Source organism: Hoyosella altamirensis (assembly GCF_014191505.1).
Taxonomy (GTDB): Bacteria; Actinomycetota; Actinomycetes; order Mycobacteriales; family Mycobacteriaceae; genus Hoyosella; species Hoyosella altamirensis.
Genome location: NZ_JACHWS010000004.1, coordinates 412,348 through 432,473 on the forward strand (window position 1 = coordinate 412,348; position 20,126 = coordinate 432,473).

Annotated in this window: 28 protein-coding genes; 9 read left to right on the top strand and 19 right to left on the bottom strand. The window is 62.1% G+C overall.

Translation table 11 applies throughout. The features are described from left to right. Position 1 precedes the first annotated feature (1 nt). Positions 2–454 (bottom strand): succinate dehydrogenase hydrophobic membrane anchor subunit, encoded by a 453-nt coding sequence (locus tag FHU29_RS20875; RefSeq protein WP_041451212.1) that lies wholly within the window; start codon positions 452–454, stop codon positions 2–4. Between the two features lie 2 nt (positions 455–456). Then, positions 457–858, bottom strand: a complete 402-nt coding sequence (gene sdhC, locus FHU29_RS20880; RefSeq protein ID WP_074390937.1) for a succinate dehydrogenase, cytochrome b556 subunit — start codon at positions 856–858, stop codon at positions 457–459. 251 nt (positions 859–1,109) lie between these two features. Here sdhC and FHU29_RS20885 point away from each other — a divergent pair, with 251 nt between their 5' ends. Together FHU29_RS20885 and FHU29_RS20890 are read left to right on the top strand one after the other, a co-directional pair. Continuing rightward, the gene (locus FHU29_RS20885; RefSeq protein ID WP_064442483.1) at positions 1,110–1,517 is read left to right on the top strand and encodes a cytidine deaminase; all 408 of its coding nucleotides are present in this window, start codon (positions 1,110–1,112) and stop codon (positions 1,515–1,517) included. Then, entirely contained in the window at positions 1,514–2,794 is a 1,281-nt protein-coding gene (locus FHU29_RS20890) for a thymidine phosphorylase (RefSeq protein WP_064442467.1), read from the top strand. The genes FHU29_RS20885 and FHU29_RS20890 overlap by 4 nt, the downstream gene beginning before the upstream one ends. A 56-nt stretch (positions 2,795–2,850) precedes the next feature. On the opposite strand, the gene FHU29_RS20895 is transcribed toward FHU29_RS20890, so the two are convergent. From FHU29_RS20895 to FHU29_RS20910, 4 genes are all read right to left on the bottom strand, one after another. Then, the gene (locus FHU29_RS20895) at positions 2,851–3,408 is read right to left on the bottom strand and encodes a hypothetical protein (protein WP_064442468.1); all 558 of its coding nucleotides are present in this window, start codon (positions 3,406–3,408) and stop codon (positions 2,851–2,853) included. A gap of 332 nt (positions 3,409–3,740) precedes the next feature. Further along, positions 3,741–4,610, bottom strand: a complete 870-nt coding sequence (locus FHU29_RS20900) for an NAD(P)-dependent oxidoreductase (protein ID WP_064442484.1) — start codon at positions 4,608–4,610, stop codon at positions 3,741–3,743. A gap of 129 nt (positions 4,611–4,739) precedes the next feature. Continuing rightward, a complete protein-coding gene (locus FHU29_RS20905; protein WP_064442469.1) occupies positions 4,740–5,393 on the bottom strand; it encodes a response regulator in 654 nt (217 codons plus the stop codon). Further along, positions 5,390–6,505, bottom strand: coding sequence for a histidine kinase (locus FHU29_RS20910; protein WP_064442470.1), 1,116 nt, complete (start codon positions 6,503–6,505; stop codon positions 5,390–5,392). Before FHU29_RS20910 ends, FHU29_RS20905 begins: the two co-directional genes overlap by 4 nt. 111 nt (positions 6,506–6,616) lie before the next feature. Here FHU29_RS20910 and FHU29_RS20915 point away from each other — a divergent pair, with 111 nt between their 5' ends. The 5 genes from FHU29_RS20915 to FHU29_RS20935 all read left to right on the top strand — a co-directional run bounded on the left by FHU29_RS20915 (position 6,617) and on the right by FHU29_RS20935 (position 9,882). Next, the gene (locus FHU29_RS20915; protein ID WP_064442485.1) at positions 6,617–7,363 is read left to right on the top strand and encodes an ABC transporter ATP-binding protein; all 747 of its coding nucleotides are present in this window, start codon (positions 6,617–6,619) and stop codon (positions 7,361–7,363) included. Then, positions 7,360–8,130, top strand: a complete 771-nt coding sequence (locus FHU29_RS20920; protein ID WP_064442471.1) for an ABC transporter permease — start codon at positions 7,360–7,362, stop codon at positions 8,128–8,130. The genes FHU29_RS20915 and FHU29_RS20920 overlap by 4 nt, the downstream gene beginning before the upstream one ends. Continuing rightward, on the top strand, positions 8,121–8,717 hold the full coding sequence (locus tag FHU29_RS20925; RefSeq protein WP_064442472.1) for a DUF998 domain-containing protein: 597 nt from the start codon (positions 8,121–8,123) through the stop codon (positions 8,715–8,717). Before FHU29_RS20920 ends, FHU29_RS20925 begins: the two co-directional genes overlap by 10 nt. A 71-nt stretch (positions 8,718–8,788) precedes the next feature. Further along, the gene (locus tag FHU29_RS20930) at positions 8,789–9,133 is read left to right on the top strand and encodes a winged helix-turn-helix transcriptional regulator (RefSeq protein WP_064442473.1); all 345 of its coding nucleotides are present in this window, start codon (positions 8,789–8,791) and stop codon (positions 9,131–9,133) included. Next, entirely contained in the window at positions 9,130–9,882 is a 753-nt protein-coding gene (locus tag FHU29_RS20935; protein WP_083962580.1) for a sulfite exporter TauE/SafE family protein, read from the top strand. Before FHU29_RS20930 ends, FHU29_RS20935 begins: the two co-directional genes overlap by 4 nt. 107 nt (positions 9,883–9,989) lie before the next feature. Here the strand turns inward: FHU29_RS20935 and FHU29_RS20940 are convergent, their stop codons facing one another. After that, positions 9,990–11,999 (bottom strand): prolyl oligopeptidase family serine peptidase, encoded by a 2,010-nt coding sequence (locus tag FHU29_RS20940; protein ID WP_064442474.1) that lies wholly within the window; start codon positions 11,997–11,999, stop codon positions 9,990–9,992. Between the two features lie 45 nt (positions 12,000–12,044). Here FHU29_RS20940 and FHU29_RS20945 point away from each other — a divergent pair, with 45 nt between their 5' ends. After that, entirely contained in the window at positions 12,045–13,148 is a 1,104-nt protein-coding gene (locus FHU29_RS20945) for an adenosine deaminase (protein ID WP_064442475.1), read from the top strand. Here the strand turns inward: FHU29_RS20945 and FHU29_RS20950 are convergent, their stop codons facing one another. The 5 genes from FHU29_RS20950 to FHU29_RS20970 all read right to left on the bottom strand — a co-directional run bounded on the left by FHU29_RS20950 (position 13,149) and on the right by FHU29_RS20970 (position 16,340). Next, on the bottom strand, positions 13,149–14,387 hold the full coding sequence (locus FHU29_RS20950) for a hypothetical protein (RefSeq protein ID WP_064442487.1): 1,239 nt from the start codon (positions 14,385–14,387) through the stop codon (positions 13,149–13,151). Between the two features lie 10 nt (positions 14,388–14,397). Next, positions 14,398–14,727 (bottom strand): YbaB/EbfC family nucleoid-associated protein, encoded by a 330-nt coding sequence (locus FHU29_RS20955; protein WP_183377640.1) that lies wholly within the window; start codon positions 14,725–14,727, stop codon positions 14,398–14,400. Continuing rightward, positions 14,709–15,008 (bottom strand): hypothetical protein, encoded by a 300-nt coding sequence (locus tag FHU29_RS20960; RefSeq protein ID WP_064442477.1) that lies wholly within the window; start codon positions 15,006–15,008, stop codon positions 14,709–14,711. Before FHU29_RS20960 ends, FHU29_RS20955 begins: the two co-directional genes overlap by 19 nt. Positions 15,009–15,145: 137 nt before the next feature. Continuing rightward, complete coding sequence (locus FHU29_RS20965; protein ID WP_064442249.1) at positions 15,146–15,391, bottom strand: phage holin; 246 nt, start codon at positions 15,389–15,391, stop codon at positions 15,146–15,148. Then, positions 15,375–16,340 (bottom strand): peptidoglycan-binding domain-containing protein, encoded by a 966-nt coding sequence (locus FHU29_RS20970; RefSeq protein ID WP_064442250.1) that lies wholly within the window; start codon positions 16,338–16,340, stop codon positions 15,375–15,377. The genes FHU29_RS20965 and FHU29_RS20970 overlap by 17 nt, the downstream gene beginning before the upstream one ends. A 264-nt stretch (positions 16,341–16,604) precedes the next feature. Between FHU29_RS20970 and FHU29_RS20975 the strand changes: the two genes are divergently transcribed. After that, a complete protein-coding gene (locus FHU29_RS20975) occupies positions 16,605–17,399 on the top strand; it encodes a hypothetical protein (RefSeq protein WP_064442251.1) in 795 nt (264 codons plus the stop codon). Positions 17,400–17,546: 147 nt separating this feature from the next. Here the strand turns inward: FHU29_RS20975 and FHU29_RS20980 are convergent, their stop codons facing one another. From FHU29_RS20980 to FHU29_RS21010, 7 genes are all read right to left on the bottom strand, one after another. After that, entirely contained in the window at positions 17,547–18,254 is a 708-nt protein-coding gene (locus tag FHU29_RS20980; protein ID WP_064442252.1) for a hypothetical protein, read from the bottom strand. Further along, entirely contained in the window at positions 18,254–18,445 is a 192-nt protein-coding gene (locus FHU29_RS20985) for a hypothetical protein (protein WP_064442253.1), read from the bottom strand. The genes FHU29_RS20980 and FHU29_RS20985 overlap by 1 nt, the downstream gene beginning before the upstream one ends. Before the next feature lie 19 nt (positions 18,446–18,464). Next, complete coding sequence (locus tag FHU29_RS20990; protein WP_064442254.1) at positions 18,465–18,965, bottom strand: hypothetical protein; 501 nt, start codon at positions 18,963–18,965, stop codon at positions 18,465–18,467. Between the two features lie 18 nt (positions 18,966–18,983). Beyond that, the gene (locus FHU29_RS20995; RefSeq protein ID WP_064442255.1) at positions 18,984–19,262 is read right to left on the bottom strand and encodes a hypothetical protein; all 279 of its coding nucleotides are present in this window, start codon (positions 19,260–19,262) and stop codon (positions 18,984–18,986) included. Next, positions 19,253–19,504, bottom strand: coding sequence for a DUF7427 family protein (locus FHU29_RS21000; RefSeq protein WP_064442315.1), 252 nt, complete (start codon positions 19,502–19,504; stop codon positions 19,253–19,255). Before FHU29_RS21000 ends, FHU29_RS20995 begins: the two co-directional genes overlap by 10 nt. Beyond that, the gene (locus FHU29_RS21005) at positions 19,504–19,857 is read right to left on the bottom strand and encodes an LtfC-like domain-containing protein (RefSeq protein WP_064442256.1); all 354 of its coding nucleotides are present in this window, start codon (positions 19,855–19,857) and stop codon (positions 19,504–19,506) included. Before FHU29_RS21005 ends, FHU29_RS21000 begins: the two co-directional genes overlap by 1 nt. 36 nt (positions 19,858–19,893) lie before the next feature. Then, positions 19,894–20,126 (bottom strand): hypothetical protein (locus tag FHU29_RS21010; protein ID WP_183377641.1); only part of this gene is annotated, 233 nt, incomplete at its 5' end.

The following is a 20,126-nucleotide window of genomic DNA, read 5'->3' on the forward strand; positions in this document are numbered from 1 at the left end:
CTCAGCCGGTGATGTTGGGATCGAACGTGAAGATGACATAGCTGCCCAGACCCGTGATCAGGACAATCGAGATCACGAGGAGTGTGGTCAGCCAGAACCGCGTCGAATCCTTGCGTGCATAGTCATTGATGACGGTGCGAAGTCCGTTGCCGCCGTGAAGTTGCGCAAGCCACAGCATCGACAGATCCCAGATCTGCCAGAACGGGCTTGCCCAGCGGCCTGCAACGAACGCGAAATTGATGCGGTGCACGCCGTCGTCGAGAAGCAGCATGATCGAAATGTGCCCGATGACGAGGAACATGAGCAGCAGACCGGAGATGCGCATGAAGAGCCATGACCACATCTCGAAGTTGTTTCCGCTGCGCCGCCGCGGGGTCCGTGGCAATGACAAGGACGCGGGGCGGTCATAGGAGGTAGCGATGGGCTGCGCGATGCGAGGATCTGAACTCGTCATGATTAGCTCCCGAACATCAGGTAGACGATACGGCCAGATGCCGGGATCATGATGGCGACCGAAATGGCCATGACGATCCAGAACATAAGTCGCTGATACTTCGGGCCCTTGGACCAGAAGTCGATCAGGATGACTCGAAGGCCGTTGAACGCGTGGTAAATGACGGCCGCGAGCAAGCCAAGTTCGAGTGCCCCCACCACAGGGTTCTTGTACGTTTCGATGACAGCGTCGTATGCCTCGGGGCTCACCCGGACCAGCGCAGTGTCAAGCACGTGGACGAACAAGAAGAAGAACAGGGTGACGCCAGTGATCCGGTGTAAAACCCAGGACCACATGCCGGGATCACCCCGGTAAATCGATCGGGAGCGCACCACCTGTCCAGTGGCGTCTGTTGTGCTGGTCATTGCGAGCTCTGCCTCCAGTGTCATCGGTGGGCGCACGCCGGTAGTGAATAGATGCGCCCTGCAAGTGGGTTCGCGAGGGCGCAGCACAACAGTGGTCCCGGCGAGAACCTAAGCTGACAGTTAGAACTTTAGACCCATCCCAAATCGTGGGTTGCAGCGGGATATTGTGTTTCGACCTGCAGGTTTGGGTTAGGTTTGCCTTGCCATAGCGCGGTGGATCGCCTCACCGCTGCACCCCGGAGGCAGTGAAATTGGAAGAGATTGACTGGAAAAGCCTGCATAAACGGGCTAAACAGGTCATGAGTACGGCCTACGCGCCGTACTCGCATTTCCCGGTGGGCGCCGCCGCAGTAACCACCGACGGGAGGTACCTAAGCGGCTGCAATGTGGAAAATCTCTCATTTGGTTTGACGCTCTGCGCAGAGTGTTCAGTGGTCTCCATGCTCCACTCCACCGGTGGGGGACGGCTGCGCGCCCTCGTATGCGTCGACAGTCGCGGCGAAATCCTCATGCCCTGCGGACGCTGCCGTCAAGTGCTCTATGAACACGGGGGACCTGACATGCTCATTTCTTCCGCAAACGGGCCGGTCCCGCTCGGTGCGCTTCTCCCCGCAGCCTTTGGGCCCGACGACTACGCCGCAGGAAGGGAACAGCCATGATTCACCACCACGACGCCGTATCCGTGATCCGAGCGAAGCGCGATGGGCTGCAGCTCACCGACGGGCAGATCGACTGGATTGTCGACGCGTACACCAGGGGCGCCGTGACTGACGAGCAGATGTCGGCGCTCGCCATGGCCATCCTCCTCCGCGGCATGAATCGCGATGAAATAGCCCGTTGGACAGCCGCGATGATCGGGTCCGGCGAGAGGATGGACTTTTCATCCCTGACACGCCCGACAGTCGACAAGCACTCAACCGGAGGCGTGGGGGACAAAATTACCCTTCCCCTGGCACCGCTGGTCGCCGCATGCGGAGCCGCCGTCCCGCAGCTGTCGGGCCGCGGTCTGGGTTACACCGGCGGAACATTAGACAAGCTCGAGGCGATCCCGGGGTGGAGCGCGACCCTTACCAGCGAGCAGTTGCTCGCCCAGCTGGATTCCGTCGGCGCCGTAATATGCGCTGCTGGTGCTGGACTAGCTCCCGCCGACAAAAAGCTGTACGCCCTGCGCGACGTCACCGGGACTGTCGAGTCCATCGCCCTCATCGCCAGCTCAATCATGTCCAAAAAGATCGCGGAGGGAACGTCGGCGCTGGTGCTCGACGTCAAATGTGGGTCCGGTGCGTTCATGAAGAGCGATGAGGATGCCCGTGAGTTGGCGCAGACGATGGTTGACCTTGGAAAGGACTCCGGGGTCCGAACTGTAGCCCTCCTGACAGACATGGACTCTCCGCTCGGCCTGACGGCAGGCAACGCGCTGGAAGTCCGTGAGTCTGTGGCGGTTCTTGCTGGCGGCGGTCCCGCTGATGTTGTGGAGCTGACGATTGTTCTCGCGCGGGAAATGCTGGCGGCAGTGGGCATGACAGATATCGACCCCGCCGATGCGCTTGCTGACGGCCGAGCGATGGACGTTTGGCGAAAGATGATCGCGGCGCAAGGTGGTGATCCCGCAGCCGATTTGCCTGCGGCGACGGAGACCGAGGTCATCGCTGCCGAGTCGTCGGGTGTGCTGGCGCGGCTCGACGCAATGTCCGTTGGCCTGGCGACGTGGCGGCTCGGGGCAGGCAGACAGCGTCAGGGTGAGCCCGTCCAGGCGGGTGCGGGAGTGGAATGGCACGCACACGTGGGGGACTCGGTACGGAAAGGGCAGCCGCTGTTCACCCTCCACACCGATACGCCCGAACGGATCCCTGCGGCAGTGGCCGCGTTGAAGGATGGCTGGACGATCGCGCAGGAAGGCAAGCGGGCCTCTCTTGTCATTGACCGCATCGGCTGACTTCGCAGGCGGATGTGCTCAGTTTGCCCTTCAAACCGATACATCCGCCCGCGAAGTCAGGACGGCAAGCAGTAGTCGCGGCCGTCCGGGTCCGGCCAATCGGATTCGTCAGGGTCAACTGGGCCGAAGCCAGGAAGATCCTTCCACCACCGCATCGGCGACTTTCTTCGCGGATTGTGGTCTAGGAAGCGTGTCATTCGGAGCGAGAGCGCCTTGGTCTCGACCGCCTCAGAGAAGCCGAACCGCAGGACATCGATCGACACCTTCTTGCGAAGCTCCCATTCTCGCTCCGACTGCTTCTGTACGATCTTTGACGCATCGCTGCGGTTGTTGTACTTCAATGCTCCGTCAGCTTCGAACGCAGCCCAGTGATACGGCCAAAGCCCGTCGACGCGGTACATCGGGAAGCCCGGGCCTACCCACGCGTTCGATACGGGGAGCGGGAGACCGCCAGCGATCGCGCTAAAACGGCCGAGCGTTTCGAGCGGTGATTCAGATAGCGGGTCCGCGAACTTCGTCACCCATTCAACGCGCGAAACGCCAGGCCAGTGCTTGAAGTGGGGAACGGCCTTGCGCGGGTGGTGACCGCGGCGTGCAGCAGCATCCGCGGCCACGAGTGCATGGCTGAGTGGTGACCTCGTCGCGATAGCACACGTCGCCCACGCAGGGGAAACAAGATTGCTGCCGGCCTGTGTTCGATGCTGCTCAGGAAGTTCGTGCCGGAATACGCGGCCGTACGCTGAGGTCTCCGAGCCGCCGGATCCGTTCGGGTTAACTGCGAGGACCCGGGCAGGCGGCCGTGCTCGTGCAGGGCAGCAGCGACTTCGTCTGGCAACTTTCTAGAACCCATGTGGAAAACTGACGCGGCGCCGCCCTTGCCGGTTCCCCCTCGCGGGCGGATGTATCGCTGTGTGGTGTCGAACTCGATACATCCGCCCGCAGAGGCTTATTGCCAGTCGCGGATCAGTTCAAACGTCGACACCGGCCGTGCTTCCGTGCTCGCCGCGATGGCGCGGGCATACACGTCTTGCACAGTGTGGGTGAGTGGTGCTGCTACGCCAGCGTCGTTACTGGTATCGATGACGTGTTGCGCTCCAGCATGCATCATCCTGAGGCTCGCAACGTCACCCCAGCCGCCGTTCTTCGCCTCGGCCGTGAAGTAGTCCATGAAGTCCTTAATCGAGTCCATGAATCTGCGCGCGTAAGGGGTGAATCGGTCGACGTCGCCACCAGATTGCCCGATCGTGGCAAGAGCCTGCTCATACGCCAGCACGAAAGGGTGAAAGATCGTCAGAAGTCCCTGGTAATACAGCTGTGCCAGACCATAGTCCGCACCGAGATATTCAGCTGGACTCAAGGGAATCAGCAGGTCCATCACGGCGCGGAAAACCTCGTCAGGCCCGCTGTAGAAGACATAGGAGAGCGGATGGGTAATGTCGTCGCCCTGTGACATGAACGCGCCCGTCAAGAAGGAGCCGCCGTGGTCGAGCACCCATCGGGCTCCCGCGCGCGTCTTCTGCGGTGAATCTGAGCTCAGGTTGACGATGGTCTTGCCGGAGAGATGCCCGGCCGCGTGGCTTAAGACGTCGTACATCGCGTGGTAGTGGGTAAGGCTGAGGATTGCCACGTCGTTCGCGTCGAGCGCTTCGGCGACCGTCTCGGCACGTTTCGCGCCGAGGGCTGCCATTTCGTCTGCCTTGCGGGGTGTGCGGTTCCACACGGTAACGGCGGTGCCCGCGTTCAGCAGTGCTTGCGTGATCGCCTGGCCCATCGGTCCGAGGCCGATGACGGTGACAGATGGAGCGGTACTAGGCATGTGAATCCTTGTGGTTGGTCGTCTTTCAGGAAGTCGATCGCGGCGCTGGTTCTCATCGTCGATCGAGTTCGCAACCTCCACAAGACCGCACTTTGTGGTGCGGGACTTACCTTGAGGTACGCATTACGGTCAGCGCAGTAATCCCTCGTGCAGGGCGCGCAGCACGGCGTTAGTGCGGTCGCGCGCACCAAGCTTGAGAAGGATCGTCGAGACATGGTTTTTCACGGTGCCTTCGGCGAGATGCAGCGCGCCTGCGATCTCTCGGTTGTTCAGTCCTTCGGCGACGAGACGCAGCACTTCCAGCTCCCGAGCGGTCAAGTCCACCGCAGGCACGCGGGCATCGAAGGGGGAGGGCTCGGACCGTATCGCCCGCAACAGTCTGTCTGTGATCGATGGTGCGATCAATGTGCCGCCTGCCGCGAGGGTATGAACTGCGGTCTTCAGCTGCTCCAGCGTGACGTCTTTGAGAAGGTATCCTTCGGCGCCGTAGCGCAGCGCTTCGAGCACGAGCGTGTCGTCATTGAAGGTGGTAAGCACGAGCACCGGCACGTCAAGTTCGCGCAGTTGCAAGTTCTCGAGCGTCCACAGGCCGTCGTATCTGGGCATCCGCAGGTCGAGGAGGACGACGTCGGGGGTAGTTGCGGCAATCACGTCGAGAGCGGCCGCCCCATCGCTAGCCTCACCGACCACCCTGATATCGGCGAGTTCAAGAAGGCTGCGAATGCCGTGGCGCACAAGGTTCTGGTCGTCGACGATTACGACGGAGACGGGGATGCTGCTCATGAGGCGGGCACCCGGGCCGTAACGGTGAAGCCCCGCCTTGTACCGCTGCCGCCGATGCGAACGTTGCCACCGATCTCTTCGAACCGTTCTTTCATTCCGCGCAAGCCATTGCCCAGTACCGGACGGTCTGCGCCACGACCATCATCGGCAGCGGTCAGCACGGTTGCACCTGAGGGATCGCGGGCGATCTCGATCCACAATTCGTGCGCGCCCGCATGCCGGATCGTGTTGGTAATTATTTCCTGCACTGCCAGAATCAGCGCTGTGCTCTCGTCTTCTCCCACTTCGACCGCGGGTTCGACATCGAGCGAGATGCGCAGTCCGGGGAGGTCTTTCACTATTTCGCCGAGAGTCGCTGCGAGATCCGCGGAGCCGTTTCGCAGCTCGCCGACGGTGCTGCGGACATCGCGGAGAAGATTGCGGGCGACGGACTGTGCTCGCTCAACGTGTTCGCGTGCGCGTTCTCCTTCACGGTGACGCGCCGCTTCGAATTCCAGAGTGAGGACGGTGAGCTGGTGGCCGATAGTGTCATGCAGATCCCTAGATATGCGGAGCCGTTCCGCGGTCCGCGCGGACTCGGAGAGGAGCGCAGTTGCTGCCCGCAGTTCCACGTGCGCTTCTGTCAGCTGACGCCGCAACTGCTGCTCGCGGATGATGGCGAGCGACGACAACACCGACATCGCCTGCAGTGCCAGATAGAGGCCCGTAACAATGGCAGCTTCCTGCAGTGAGTCGCCGTAGCGAACGCCGATAGCCCCGATCACCAGCGTGTTCAGCAGCACGATGACCGCCGTGCCCGCAAGTCGCGTCGTGTAGACGCTGAGTGCGGCCATAGCGATCAGCAGGATCGGCAAGAAGCCCAGATTAGGTGCGCCAGCGACTACGATCCACGAGGCGGCGACCGCGGTGCCCAGAGCGAGATGCCTAGGGCCCGTGCGATGTTCGAACGCGAAAGCTGCTAGGACGGCGCCGAGCATCGTGATAAACGCCGCAATCCACCAGATGCGCGGGATAGTGGTGTCGACCAGCCCGATCAATGCGGGGGCACCAAGGCCGACGACGACGGCAAGTAACACGATTCCAGCCCACGTCTCAGGATCTACACGCCGCATTACCTCACCTTAAGCTTCGGGTCAGCGCGAAGCAGGTGCCGATAGTCATGGGTGGGAGTAATGACCGTCGGCACAAGTGCGCGCAGGCACCGCGAACCTACCGTCGTTCCCATGAATACGTCAGTACTCGCTATCGAAGTCGAGCGGCTTCACAAGCGTTATCGGTCCAGGGTCGCCGTCGACGATGTGTCGCTGCGCGTCGAACAGGGCCAGGTAATCGGCATCCTCGGGGCGAATGGCGCCGGGAAAACAACCACCGTCGAGACGATCGCTGGTCTGCGCAAACCGGACCGCGGCACCGTTCGGGTCCTCGGTCTTGATCCACGCCGTGACCGGGCAAAGCTGCGGCAGGTCCTTGGCGTGCAACTGCAGAACGCATATCTTCATCACGCGCTGACCGCTGCGGAACTCGTCGAGTTGTACCGCAGCTTCTATCCCAATCCGCGTGGGTCGGACGAGACACTGGATCTCGTCGAGTTGTCGGAGCACCGCGGCACGCAGTTCGAGAAGCTCTCGGGCGGTCAGCAGCAGCGCCTGTCAGTCGCTCTGGCTCTCATCGGGCGGCCGCGTGTGGTGATTCTCGATGAGCTCACCACCGGCCTTGATCCGCGTGCCCGCCGACGGATGTGGGCGACGATCGAGAAATTGCGTGACGAGGGCGTAACGGTAGTCCTCGTCAGTCATGCCATGGACGAGGTGAGCCGCCTGTGCCACACGATCGCGCTGCTCGATGCGGGCCGGATCATCGCGCACGGAACGCCGGCTCAAGTCACTGCGGAGGCTGGGGCGGCAGATCTGGAAGAGGCCTTTGTGCGGCTGACAGGTCACGACGTCCACGAAATGGAGGCGGATCGATGACCACGACCATCGAAGCCCACCGGCCGGGACTGCGAGCTTGGGTGACGCTCGCCAAATGCGAGGCCAAGATGGTGATTCGCGATACCGCAGGGCTCGTAGTGCCTATCGGTTTGCCCCTGCTGATTCTCATCATGAGCGCGTCGGCGGCGGGCTCAGAGGCTGCCGGTGATACCGGACTGACAGGCCTGGAAGTGTATGTGCTGCCACTGGTGTTCGGGATGGTCATCGCGGCGATTGGCATCATCAACATGCCGAGCTTCCTCGCGTATTACCGGCGCACAGGGATCCTGCGCCGCCTCTCCGTCACACCCGCATCACCAGCAATGGTCCTGGTGGCGCAAGCGGTGGTGAGCCTGATTCAGGCGGTAATTGGTATCAGCGTCGCTCTTGCGGTCGCTGTGCTGGTGTTCGGCGCCGAATTGCCAGGTGCACCGGTGGCAGCCCTGGGCGTCGCTCTGCTGGGTTTGGCCGCGATGTATGGCGTGGGCATGATTGTTGCTGCGGTGGCGCCAACACCGAACTCGGCGGTGGCGATCGGTCTGATTACCTTCTTCGCCATCGGAGCGCTCGGCGGCTTGTTCGGCGGTCCTGGGTCGCTGCCTGACGGGCTGGCGAGAGTCGGTGAACACTTGCCGTTTGGCGCGACGATGCAGGCGCTGGGTTCAGCGTGGGCGGGCACCGGCATTGATCCCGCCCACCTTGTGAGTCTGGTCGCTGCGGTGCTGGTAGGCGGAATCGTCGCGGCGGCGCTGTTCCGATGGGATTAGCCGCCCTGATTGCGGCACTCGCCGCAATCACGTTCGTCGTGGTCTTCATGTGGGACGGGTGGACGCGGCCGGAATACAACCCGGTCCGCCACCCGGTGAGCGCACTGGCGCTCGGTGATCGCGGATGGGTCCAGACTTCGAATTTCGTGATCTGTGGAGTGGCGATTACGGTCGGCGGAGTCGCGGTTGGCGGTGTCACGTGGCCACTCGGTGCGGCGATAGCTGTTTTCGGTCTGGCACTGGTCGTATCAGGGTTGTTCCCGATGGATGCGATGCGCGGGTATCCCCCTGGCACTCCGGATAGAACACCCGCAACGTTGTCGCACCGTCACCGCTGGCATGACCGCGCGGGCGCAGTCGCGTTCATGTGTATTCCTGTGATGCCGGCGATTGCGGCGTTCAGCACCGCCTTTGGCTGGGAGGTGCGCGGGTACTCCGCAGTCACAGCGGTGGCGGCAATGGTCCTCGTCAGCCATTTTGGCAGTGCCTGGGATAAAGACGATGACTGTACCGGCGTCTGGCAACGTGCGGCCCTCATCACTGCGCTGGTGTGGCTTGCGGTCCTGAGTACTGTGGTAGCCCTGTGATTCACGCACGTGTCAGTGCACCCGAGTATCCTTCCTGGAGGATCGCCGGACACTCGGGGAGGCGAACGCTTATGGAGTCGCAGGACCTCGCTCACATGTGCGGGATGAGCGTTGCCATTGAGGTGGTGGGCGGAAAATGGAAGCTGCACATCATGTGGGTGCTCGGTGACGGCCCACAACGTTTCGGGCAGATTCGGCGGATGCTCGACGGTGTCAGCGAAAAGGTGCTGACGGAGCAGCTGCGCCAGATGGAGGCCGACGGTGTTGTGCACCGTGAGTTCTTTCCTGAGATACCCCCGCGTGTTGAATATTCGCTTACCGCGCTCGGTGAAGACCTGAAAGTTGCGCTGAAGTCTCTTGAGGACTGGGGTGAAAAGCGGCGGGCGGAACTGCTCGCTGAGGCCGCACCCGCGTGACAGCGGAGATGCTCGCCGCGGTCCTCATCGCGGTAGCGATAGGGGCTGTGCTGCAGCGCGTTTCCGGAACAGGCGTTGGGCTGGTTGTGGCACCCACGCTGGCAGTTCTGCTTGGTCCGGTGCAGGGGATTCTGGCCACGAACATCATTACGGCGATGTCAGGCGGGCTAATCACGTTGTATGTCTGGAAGTACGTGGATTGGCGGCGTTACGCGGTTCTCGCTCCAGCGGCTGTGCTCGGGGCAGTCCCGGGTGCTTTGGTGGTGCGTGCCGTGCCCGCCGCCTGGCTGCAGATCAGCATCGGGGCGCTCGTGCTGCTTACCCTCGTGATCACGTACCTTGTGCGGACTTTGCCACACCTGGAAGGTCCTGTCACCACAGGGCTCGCTGGGACAGCTGGCGGGTTCTTCAACACGACAGCGGGAATCGCGGCACCCGCCATGGTCGTGTATGCCCTCGTGTCTCGCTGGGATCAACGCGCTTTCGCCGCCACCATGAACCCAGTGTTCATGACTATGGGGCTCGTGTCTTTTCTGGTCAAAGTCGCCTTTGGAGCGACAGGGCCGGAAGGGCTGCCACCATGGTGGACGCTGTTAGCGGTGGCCGCGACGGTTGTGGTTGCGACCTTCGGCGGCGGACTTGTCGCCCGCCGCGTATCGCCGGGCATGGCGCGCGCGCTCGCACTGTCGCTAGCGGGAGCGGGTGCGGTGGTGGCCATCTTCAGGGGAGTGCTCGCATTGGCCGGTTAGATATGGCGCGGCCCGTTTCGTGACGTTCGCACCCGGAAGGCGGTCGCGAACGTCACGAAACATCAAGGAGTTAGCGCTTGGCACGCGAACCGCCGAGAAACCCGAATTCAGCGCAGACCCAGCGTCCGCCACAGAAACTCGTACGCAAGAGCAGACTTGTGCGCGAGCTGAGCATTGTCTGCGGCCCCGCCGTGGCCGCCTTCGATGTTCTCGAAGTACCACACCGGGTGCCCGAGTTCTTCGAGCCTCGCGACCATCTTGCGAGCGTGCCCAGGGTGTACGCGGTCATCCCGAGTTGAGGTCATGATGAGCACCGGCGGGTAGACAGCCTCCGCAACCACCGCCTGGTAGGGGGAGTAGGTGGAGAGAAACTCCCAGTCTTCCAGGTTTTCCGGGTCACCATATTCGGCCACCCAGGATGCGCCGGCCAGTAGCAGGTGGTACCTGCGCATGTCCAGCAAAGGTACTTGGCACACGATCGCCCCGAAGAGTTCTGGGTAGCGGGTAAGCATGACACCCATGAGAAGCCCACCGTTGCTGCCACCCTGAATGCCCAGCTGCTGCGGTGTGGTGACGCCGTGCAAGACGAGATCGCGCGCGACAGCCGCGAAATCCTCGAAGACGCGATGCCGGTTCTCGCGCAGCGCCTGCGTGTGCCACGCGGGGCCGTACTCGCCTCCGCCTCGCGTGTTGGCGACCGCGTAGGTGCCACCGCGTTCGAGCCAGGCGCGGCCAAGAACAGCGCTGTAAGCCGGTGTCAGCGAATTCTGGAAGCCCCCATAGCCATAGAGGAGGGTAGGCCCGGACGAAGCATCCTTTCGGCGCACAAGAAAATACGGCACTTTCGTGCCGTCGTCAGAGGTCGCGAAATGTTGCTCTGTAACGATGTCGTTTGCATCGAAGAGCGGTGGCACCGCTTTGATGACGTCGATGGTTTGGCCGAGGGCGCCATGCCAGAGGGTCGCTGGGGAGGTGAAACCACTTGTGCTGAGGAAGATTTCCTCGCTGCGATCGGGATCGGTGTCCACGACCGCAACGGTTTCCAAGGGAGGCAGCCCCGGGAGTATCTGCCCTGTCCAGCTTCCTGGCTCCAGCACGAGGAGTTCAGTGCGCACGTCGCGCATCACCTCAAGAACGAGGTGTTGAGCTGTCCACGAGAACGACTGCAGGGAGGTGTGCGGATCGGGAGTAAACACCGTGGTGATGTCCCTCCGACCCGCAATGTAACTGTCGAAAGGCGCACTAAGGAGCGTGCCTGCGGGATATTCGCTGCCGTTGACGTTCCACGTCGACCGCAGGTAGATCAGAAGCCACTCGCGATGGGCTGAGAGGCGTGCGTCGAGCGGTGCCTCGATCCAGACCGGGCCGTCGTCAGTCAACAAGAACCGTTGGGACGTATAGAAGTCGATTGCCCGTTCGGCGAAGCTCCGCTCATAACCTGGTGTGAGGTCTCGCCAAGCAGAGACAGCGACGTCTGCGGCTTCGCCTTCGAATACTGTCTCAGCTTCGGCGAGCGGCGTGCCGCGCCGCCACAGCTTCGCGATGCGCGGGTAGCCGGATGCTGTCAGCGACCCCTCCCCGAAATCCGTGCCGACGTAGAGACTGTCGTGATCGAACCAGCGCACGTCGCTTTTCGCCTCGGGGAGGCTGAAACCACCAGTGACGAACTGTTTTGTCCGCAAATCGAATTCACGTATGACAGCCGCATCAGCACCGCCGCGCGAGAGGCTGACCAACGCGAGTTCGTAGCCGGGCCGAAGCACTGTCGCTCCTGCCCACACCCAGTTCTCGGACTCGGCTTTCGCGAGTTCGTCGACATCGAGGAGGATTTCCCAGGTGGGCTTTTCCTGTAGATATTGTTCTAGCGTGGTGCGGCGCCAGAGGCCGCGCGGGTTCCGTGCGTCTCGCCAGAAGTTATAGAGATACTCGCCGCGGCGTCGGACATAGGGAATGCGATCGTCCGTATCGAGCGCCCCGAGCAAGCGGGCCCGAGACTCCTCGAAGGCGTCGTCGACGAACGCCTGCTCGGTGACGTCATTGTGCTTGCGGGCCCACTCCAGGGCCGCGTCGCTGTCGATATCTTCAAGCCAGAGGTGCGGGTCAGTCAGGTCAGCCACACGTGCGATCCTTCCACAGAGAGCGCTATCCGCTACCGTCGCTATATGACGCACACGCCGATAAACCTGGCATCGCTTCGTCTCGCACCAAAAGTGCTGCTGCATGATCACCTTGACGGAGGATTGCGCCCTCAGACGATTCTGGACCTCGCGCAGGACTGTGGTTACACGGACTTGCCTGCGGACAACCCGGAAGAACTCCGGATGTGGTTCCGCGATGCGGCGGACAGCGGTTCGCTGGAACTCTATCTGCAAACCTTCGGCCATACGGTCGCTGTGATGCAGACGCCGGACGCGCTGGCGAGGGTCGCACGCGAGTGCGTCGAGGACCTTGCCGCCGACGGCGTCGTGTACGCGGAGGTGCGGTTCGCGCCCGAACAGCATCTCGATGCGGGACTGAGCCTCGATGAGGTGATGGAGTCAACGCTTTCCGGCTTCGCGGAGGGCGTGCGAACTGTCAGAGATCAATCCGGGCAAGAGATTGTGGTGCGGTGTCTCGTGACAGCGATGCGCCATGCCGCACGCTCACGAGAGATCGCTGAGCTTGCGGTCAAGTATCGCCAGGATGGTGTCTGTGGATTTGATATTGCCGGCGCGGAAGCGGGTTTCCCACCATCGAGGCATTTGGACGCGTTCGAGTTCCTGCAGAAAGAGAACGCGCACTTCACTATTCACGCAGGTGAAGCGTTTGGCTTGCCTTCGATCCACGAGGCGGTCGCGTTTTGCGGGGCGGACCGGCTTGGGCATGGTGTACGCATCATGGATGACATCGAGTTGGGGCCCGAGCGTACCTTCGACGGGGCTAAGCTGGGCTTGCTCGCCAACTACATTCGGGACAAGCGCATCCCGCTTGAATTGTGCCCAAGTTCGAACGTGCAGACAGGGGCTGCGGCGAGCATCGCCGAGCATCCTTTCAATCAGCTTGCGCAGCTTCAATTCCGGGTGACCGTCAATACTGACAACCGGCTGATGAGCCACACTACGATGAGCGAAGAGATGCTCAAGCTCGTCGAAACATTCGGTTACGGCTGGAGTGACCTTGAACGCTTCACTATCAATGCGATGAAGTCCGCGTTCTACTCGTTCGACAAACGGCTCGCGATAATCGACGAGGTGATCAAGCCAGGCTACGCGGTTCTGATCGGGTAGCTACATCACGCGCAGACGTGCTTCGAAGGCGTGGACAAGGTCGCGCCAGGCTGCAGCCTCAGTTGTGAACGGTGCACCCGGCGCCATGCGCGTCGGGTCTGGACTGATCACATACGAGACGTACCAGCCAAGTGGTGTTGTCCGGGCGAGTGCTTCCTCGACGCTGTCGTCATCAGCGAAATCAGCAGCATCGGAAAGAAGTTCGACTGCCAAGTCGAGTTGCTCGCTGTCGACGGACTCTGGCCCAGTGGCGATATCGTCGACCAGTCCAGTCAGCACGTAGGTGTTGTCGTCCGTGACAGTGATGTCGAGGGAACCGTCAGTGGCGGCTGTCGACACTTCGGCGAACGTGGTGACTGCGGCGAGTTCATGATCGTGCTTGTCGGCGAGGTAACGCGCGAGGGCGCGTTCACTGCGGAAAGCGTAGATGATGCCGTCCCTGCCGAGGAACACAGGCAGATCGTCGAGATAGCAGCGCAGCGTGTAGTACTCATCAGAGCCCGTCAGAATCTTCACCGGGTCGATGCCGACCGCTACCCAGAAATCATCGTGGTCGTCATCCTCAGCGAGCGGCGCCTCGTCGAGTTCTTCCACATCATCGGAGCTTTCGGCGGCATCATCGGCTTCGACGTCGTTCTCATCGGCTGCGAGAATCTCAGCCTCACAAAGTTCCAGCACCTCAGGGTCGACGTCGGGTGAGGCGACAATGTTGTCGATCGCATCGAGGACTCCGTCCCAGCCGTCAGCGAGCGCTCTGCCGACCTTGTTCCAGAGTTCTTCGCCATCACTGCCCGCGAAGGCGTGGTGGCCGCCCGGAAGTGCATCGAGCTGCGGGTGATTGTCGAAGAAACTGTTGACCGCGTCGAGGTCGCAGACCTCGCCCAGAGTCCGCGCCATGTTCAGTGTGTCTTCGAGTTCCGCGACAGTGAGGGCGTCGGGCAGACCCGCTGCGAGTTCTGGAGCTCCAACGAGGTCGTACCGGTGCTCTTCCTCTGGCTCCAACTCCGCCGCGGAGAGCGCTGCCACAACATGCCAGGTGGGATGCTCCACCAGGTCGTGGTCCTCTTCAGTACGGATGAAGGCCGCGAGGTGCGAGATGGAGGCGAAAGCGAAGAGGTCCTCCTCGCGCCCGAGAAAGGCCTGCCACTCATCGTCGCCTTCTCGCCAGCGTGGTGCCCAAAGGGTCACGACGTCGCCGTCAGTCAAACCGAGCTCAATAGGGACGATGTCACCTGCCATGCGCGCAAGCCTAACCAGTGCGGGCGCCGAGTGCACTAGCCATTGTGCTCAGCACCGCGCGTCGCGCGGATTCCGAAGCGGTCGAGGCGTTCTGCGCTGCCGTCAGGATGTGCCCAGCAACCTCCGTCGCAGAAAGTCGGGTAAGGGACTCGTGGATGACTAATGAGACGAGCGCCCCTGACGCATCGACCTCCGCCGTGACTTTGCCGTCAGCGGCGTGTCCGCGACCACGATGGCTGCTGAGTTTGTCCACCGCATCTTCGAGAGCATCTCTCTGTCGCTGCACCCGCGCGAGAACGTCGTGGAACGTTTCCGGCGCGGTCACCGCGTGAATCCCCACTTCTCTAGTGTCGGAGCGAACGCCCGGCGGGCCTCGGCTGCCTCGCGGGCGGTGGCCAGTTCCGCAGCCGTCGGGACACTCAGTTCGGCGAGCGTCTGCTGAGACACTCCAGCTTGCTCGCAGTGTTCGCGGATCGCGACGGCCCCCTCGAGGGCGGCCTCCCGACACTGACGAATGACCTCGTCCGCCACATGCGCCGCACCATAGCGAAGAGCCTCTTTGCTGATACTGAGGTGCACTGGAAAACCCTGAGGCGTGGCGCGCACCCTCACCCCGCTCATGATGTCGGCCTGTAGAAACCGTAGAACGCCTGACCCATATTGTCCGTGCGTATTTGCGAGACACTCACCGGATTGCCTGCCTCAGCTAACAGTGAATAACGGTCAGTGTCTGCATGGTGTGTAACCGCAGGTCAATCCTATCGTTCGGACCACTCCATGGGTGGATCATCGACAGGGACATCGACTAGCTCGGTGCGCAGCGTCGGTCGTGGTGACTGTGGTGTATTGACCGCTGCAAGGCCCGTACCGAGCAGCGCACCAGCCAAACCGACCCACAACGCGACCTCCTGTTCCTCGAGGATGCCGTACATAGCGAGGAGGGGAAGCGCGAATGTGATCCCCGAATATATGCGTCCGCGGATGTAGTCAGGCACTTTCGGCATTGTCGCCTCCTGAAGCTAGACGCGCCTCTATCGCGGCGACGTGACCGAGGAGCTGTTCAACGAGTTTCCGTGTTTCGTGGGCGTGTAAGTCTGCGGTGAGCACGAATTCGCCCAGTGGCGCCCGGGTGGTTGAGCCGGGCACAAGTGACTGTACGAGCGTGTTGAGGGTCGCGTTCGGGGGTATCACCGGTGCCGGTTGTGTCGGTTCGGGCGGTGCTGGAGCTTCTGTGCGGCCGAGGATCAGACTCCACGTTTTGGGGCCGACGGTGCCGTCTGGTGTGATTCCCTGCTGGCCTTGCTGTGCCGCGATGATCGCGGGCCGTGCGTCGCGCCACCGCCCTGTCTGCGGCACATTCAGCCGCGCCTGCAGCAGTTTGATGCCGTCGATCCAGGGTTTTGGTTCGCCGACTTCTCCGCTAACAATGTTCAGGGGTGCTTCACGCGGTCCGTAGAACCAGCCGCCCGGCAGCGGGTATCGGGTGGGATCGGTGGGATCTCCGACCCGGGCAGGGTAGTACCACCAGTCTCGGTAGAGGGCGTCGTTCCAGTGCCGGGCTGTGCCGCCGACAACGTGACCGGACACGCCGCGGTACGCGCCGCGGGATTCGAACGCGACACCCATGAAGGTGCCGGACATGTGGCTGTTGGGTCCACCTCCGCCGTGCACGAGCCCAATTTTGAGGATCGCGTCAGCGGGGACAGCGGCCGGTGAGGATGCGCGTACCGCTCCGAGAACTTCGCCCCTGGCGAGCCGGTAAGTCTCGGTGCTTCCGTAGCGAGTATCGGCGCGTTTGCCTTCGAGCATTGCCGAGACTGCCATGACGAACCACGAACAGTCACCGCCGTTACCGGGCGGCCGCCCACTGCCGCCGTATTGGTAGGGAAGGCCGCGCTTGGACCAAATGTAGGTGAGGATTTCGTTGGCACGTTCGAGAGCAATGGTGCGCATGCTCGACACGATCGCGATCAGGGGTGCAATCGGATCGATGGCCGCCAGGGCAGGGTGTGTGATCGCGGGAAGTGCCTGCCCTGACGGGATCCATCACTAATGGGCGGTCACGCGGTCCTTCACGCGACCGGGAGTCACGGTAACGGCCCCGGGTGTAACGTCCGATCTGGACATGATCGATGCGCGTACGTGGACCCCAGTGCGCAGTAGCCGTGCCGACCAGTCCCCCGCATGACCCGGCCGATCCCAGTTGAGGAGCATTCAATGGTCAACCGTAGTTTCATCCCGATGCTCGCCGTTGTTGCGCTTGCGCTCACTGGTTGTGCCGGGGACGGTGCACCGGACCACGACGATCTGGAGTCTGTCGCGAGGGTCTATACGCAGAATCTCGTTGGCGGAAGCCCTGGGCAGGCGTGGGAGTATTTCACCGACGAATGCAAAAGCCAGATCGCGCGGGACGTCGTTGAGGGTGCGTGGTCACACATGCCTGGTGACGAGAACGTTGAGAGTATCGACGTGGCTTACGAGAGTGACACTGAGGCTGTTTCGACGGCGTCGCTGGATTCCGGGCGTGAGGAGTCGGCGGCCTGGGTTTTCATCGAGGGTCAGGGCTGGCGGATGGATGATTGCGTCGTTGATTGGTTAGAAGATCGAGACGGCGAGGCGGAGGAGCCCGACAGCGAGCGCGAGCTGGAGGTGACGGAACCTGCGACTGTTCCGCCCGTGCCAGAGCCACCGCGAGGGCCAGCACCAGCTCCGCAGCCTGTTCCACCGCCGCCGGCGTCTGCTGCTCGCGAGATATCCCATTGCGGCTTGCCGTCACAAATGTATGAACGCGGAACTACCTTCTATACGGACGGCACCAGCGGGTGGACTCAGTATTGTCACGACCAAAGCCTGCTGGATACGCCTTTACCGCCGCAACAGCCCACGCATGTTCCGGACTATGGTGACGGGCCGTCGTCAGGAGAAGTGCAGATGCGGTACGCCTGTGAGCAGGCTTCCCCGTACGTGACCGCAGAGCAATGCGGCAGTCTCGGCTTCCCGTACGGCGGCTGACGAGATACCCTTCACTGACTTCTGACCTGCACGCATGAGAGAACTCCAACCGTTACACTCGGTGGGGGTTCTTGCTTGCTGCACAACACCTCTGCCAAGATGTTCCGCCACTGTACCCGGCGGGACTGAAACTCAGCAGCGGAACAGTCAGAACACGCCCGCTGACCACTCAGCTACATAACCCTGAATGCCAGCGGCAAATGACGAGTTACGGCCTACGAACACACCAGCCTGCAAGCCGGTGGGCAACGTCGCTGTGTGACTGCCCAATACAATGTCGTTGTACAGCAGTGTGACCGTGTTCCCGATGGCCTCAGCCCTGAGCAGCCCGCCAGGGCTGAGGCTATGTGAGCCTTGAACATCTGGGCTCAAGTTATTCGAGGAGACCGGCGCGTTCTGTACAGCGATCAGCCACGTGTTTTGGTTCATACCCGCGAAAACTGTTATTGCGGAACCAGTCCCGGCAGCTCTGCGAAGCACGACACCCGCCGCGTTACTCAGACTCGTGTCAGGCCAGTCAAGCATCCGGCACTGCGCCCAGTGATCCACAGAGGACAGCTCTGTGCTGTGCGTGTAGCAGTCCGGCTGCCGGTTCGACGTTCCCGCTGCGTCGCGAGCAACGTATCGCGGCGGGAAGTCGTACACGAAATGCATTCGCGCACTGTTGTTCATCCGCTGAATCCACGGCGCGGTTGTTTCGGTACCGAGCGCGTAACCGCTCCAGTCGTCACTGATCTCCGTGATCAGGCCAGACGGGGCAGGCCAGAACTTCGTGTCACCGATGGCTGCGCCGCCGACTTTCTTGCCGCCGATCGCGAACCCGCTCAGCTTCTTCGCGCCGACTGCTGCGCCCATTACTCAGGCCACCAATACAGCACATCAGGGTCGTAGCTGCCGAGCGCGTCATAGGCAGATTCGTCCGCAAGCTCGACGCGAAGTGCTCTGACCTGCCCGAGCGTAGTCGCGTCGTCAGGATCAGTCGCCGCGCCGACATTCTGCACACGATGCCCGTCGAGGTCGAGGCCGTTAAGCGCTCGTGTAGCCATGCGTTGCCGCCCTTCCGTGTCAGCGCGAGATGATGACGCGGTACTCGTCAGTGCCCGGTGCAGTGCCGAAGTGCAGGTCGACCGCGTTCGGGCCATCGGTGCGCGGATCAGCGATGACGAGCTGACCTGTCGCGATGTGACGCAGCGTCACGTGCACATCTTCAGACCCGAGATTGTGCGTGACACTGATGATGTCATCGCTCGCGTTACCGACATTCGCTGCGTACTTGCGCCCTGCAGCGTGACTGTCGAATTCCCCTGTCAGCCACGTCTGATCAACTGCGACGTCGCCGCTGCCGTCGATCTCGATACCGTCGCCTGTTGTGACATTCAGTGTCGGATCATTCGGCGGATCAGGAACAAGGTCGAGGCCGTCACCTGCGATGAAGCCCGCAGCGCTGCCCGCGACAGCGTCGTCGACATACTGCTTCGTCGCAGCGTCAGCAGCGACGGTAGGTGTCCCGAGAGACTCAATCTTGTGACCGTCAAGATTGAGGCCGTTAGTTACGCGAGTCGCCATGTCAGCGTCCTTTCTTCATCACAGCAGTGTCACTGTGCCTGTCTGCGGATACGGGAACGTCAGAAGCACAGTGCCGACTGACGGGAATGACACATCAGGAATGACAACGTCGATGCCCTGTTCGAGCTGCACCGAGTACGGATTACGACCGAGCGGATGCGAGATCAGCCACTCAGCGGAAGCTGTCGTCTGCTCATGCACAAACACCTCACCGCCCGACAAACCCGGCGGGCCGGGAATACCCGGTGCAGGGACCGCGACCGCAGCGTGTTCGCAGCACCCGAGATTTATCGCCATCCCAGCCACCCCCTCACGCCGCCCACAACACGCCCAGCAACACTGAGTGGATCAGCAGCGGGCGGCACGACCCGCAGTAAATGCGCCGCCACCAGCCACACCGAGATCACCGCCAGCACAGGGTGAGCGGTGCGCCACCGATCCATCCCATCAGTCAGAAGCTCACCAGGGGGAGCCACGATCTCGTACGCGACGATCCCAGCGATCAGCGCGCGCCACGCCGCGACAGAGGTTAGCGTCATCAGCAGCACCCCTCGATGTGTCCTTCGGCCCACACAATCGGACCATCAACATCGGGATACTGAATCCAGATCCGCGCCAACGACCCCTTGGGAATCTGACGAGTTTCCTCAGCGTCGAGAGTGAACCGCAAATAGGAGCCATCGACTACAGCGTCAGCGGTGTAATCCCAGGCGCCCCGCGTGAACGTGATCCACACAGTTGTGCCGGCAGGCCAATCCTCCGGAGCGCCAGTCGTCTTATCGCGGAGCTGGATTGCTTTCGACAGCACCGCGCCCGGCCGGATACAGAGCCGCAGGAGCGCGGGACAGTCACCAAGATGGACAGTCCCACAAGTGCATGGCGGCGCGCTCATGCCTCAAGAAGCTACGGCCCGGGGGTGCAGCATCCCTTAGACAGCGGGATCCTCGGTGATCTGAGCCATGATGTGGATCCGGTGATAACGCGCCTGAGTAATCACGTTGCTGACACTGCCGCCGCCGAACGTCGATAGCCGGGCCTGGTAACGGAACCGGAGCTGCCCGGAGGGCGCCACAAAATTCTGGCCGTGCGGATACCAGGTCACCGCGTCCTCGAAATTGTGCCACCACCGGAAACCGATGTTCGCGCTGTCCCCGCCGCCGA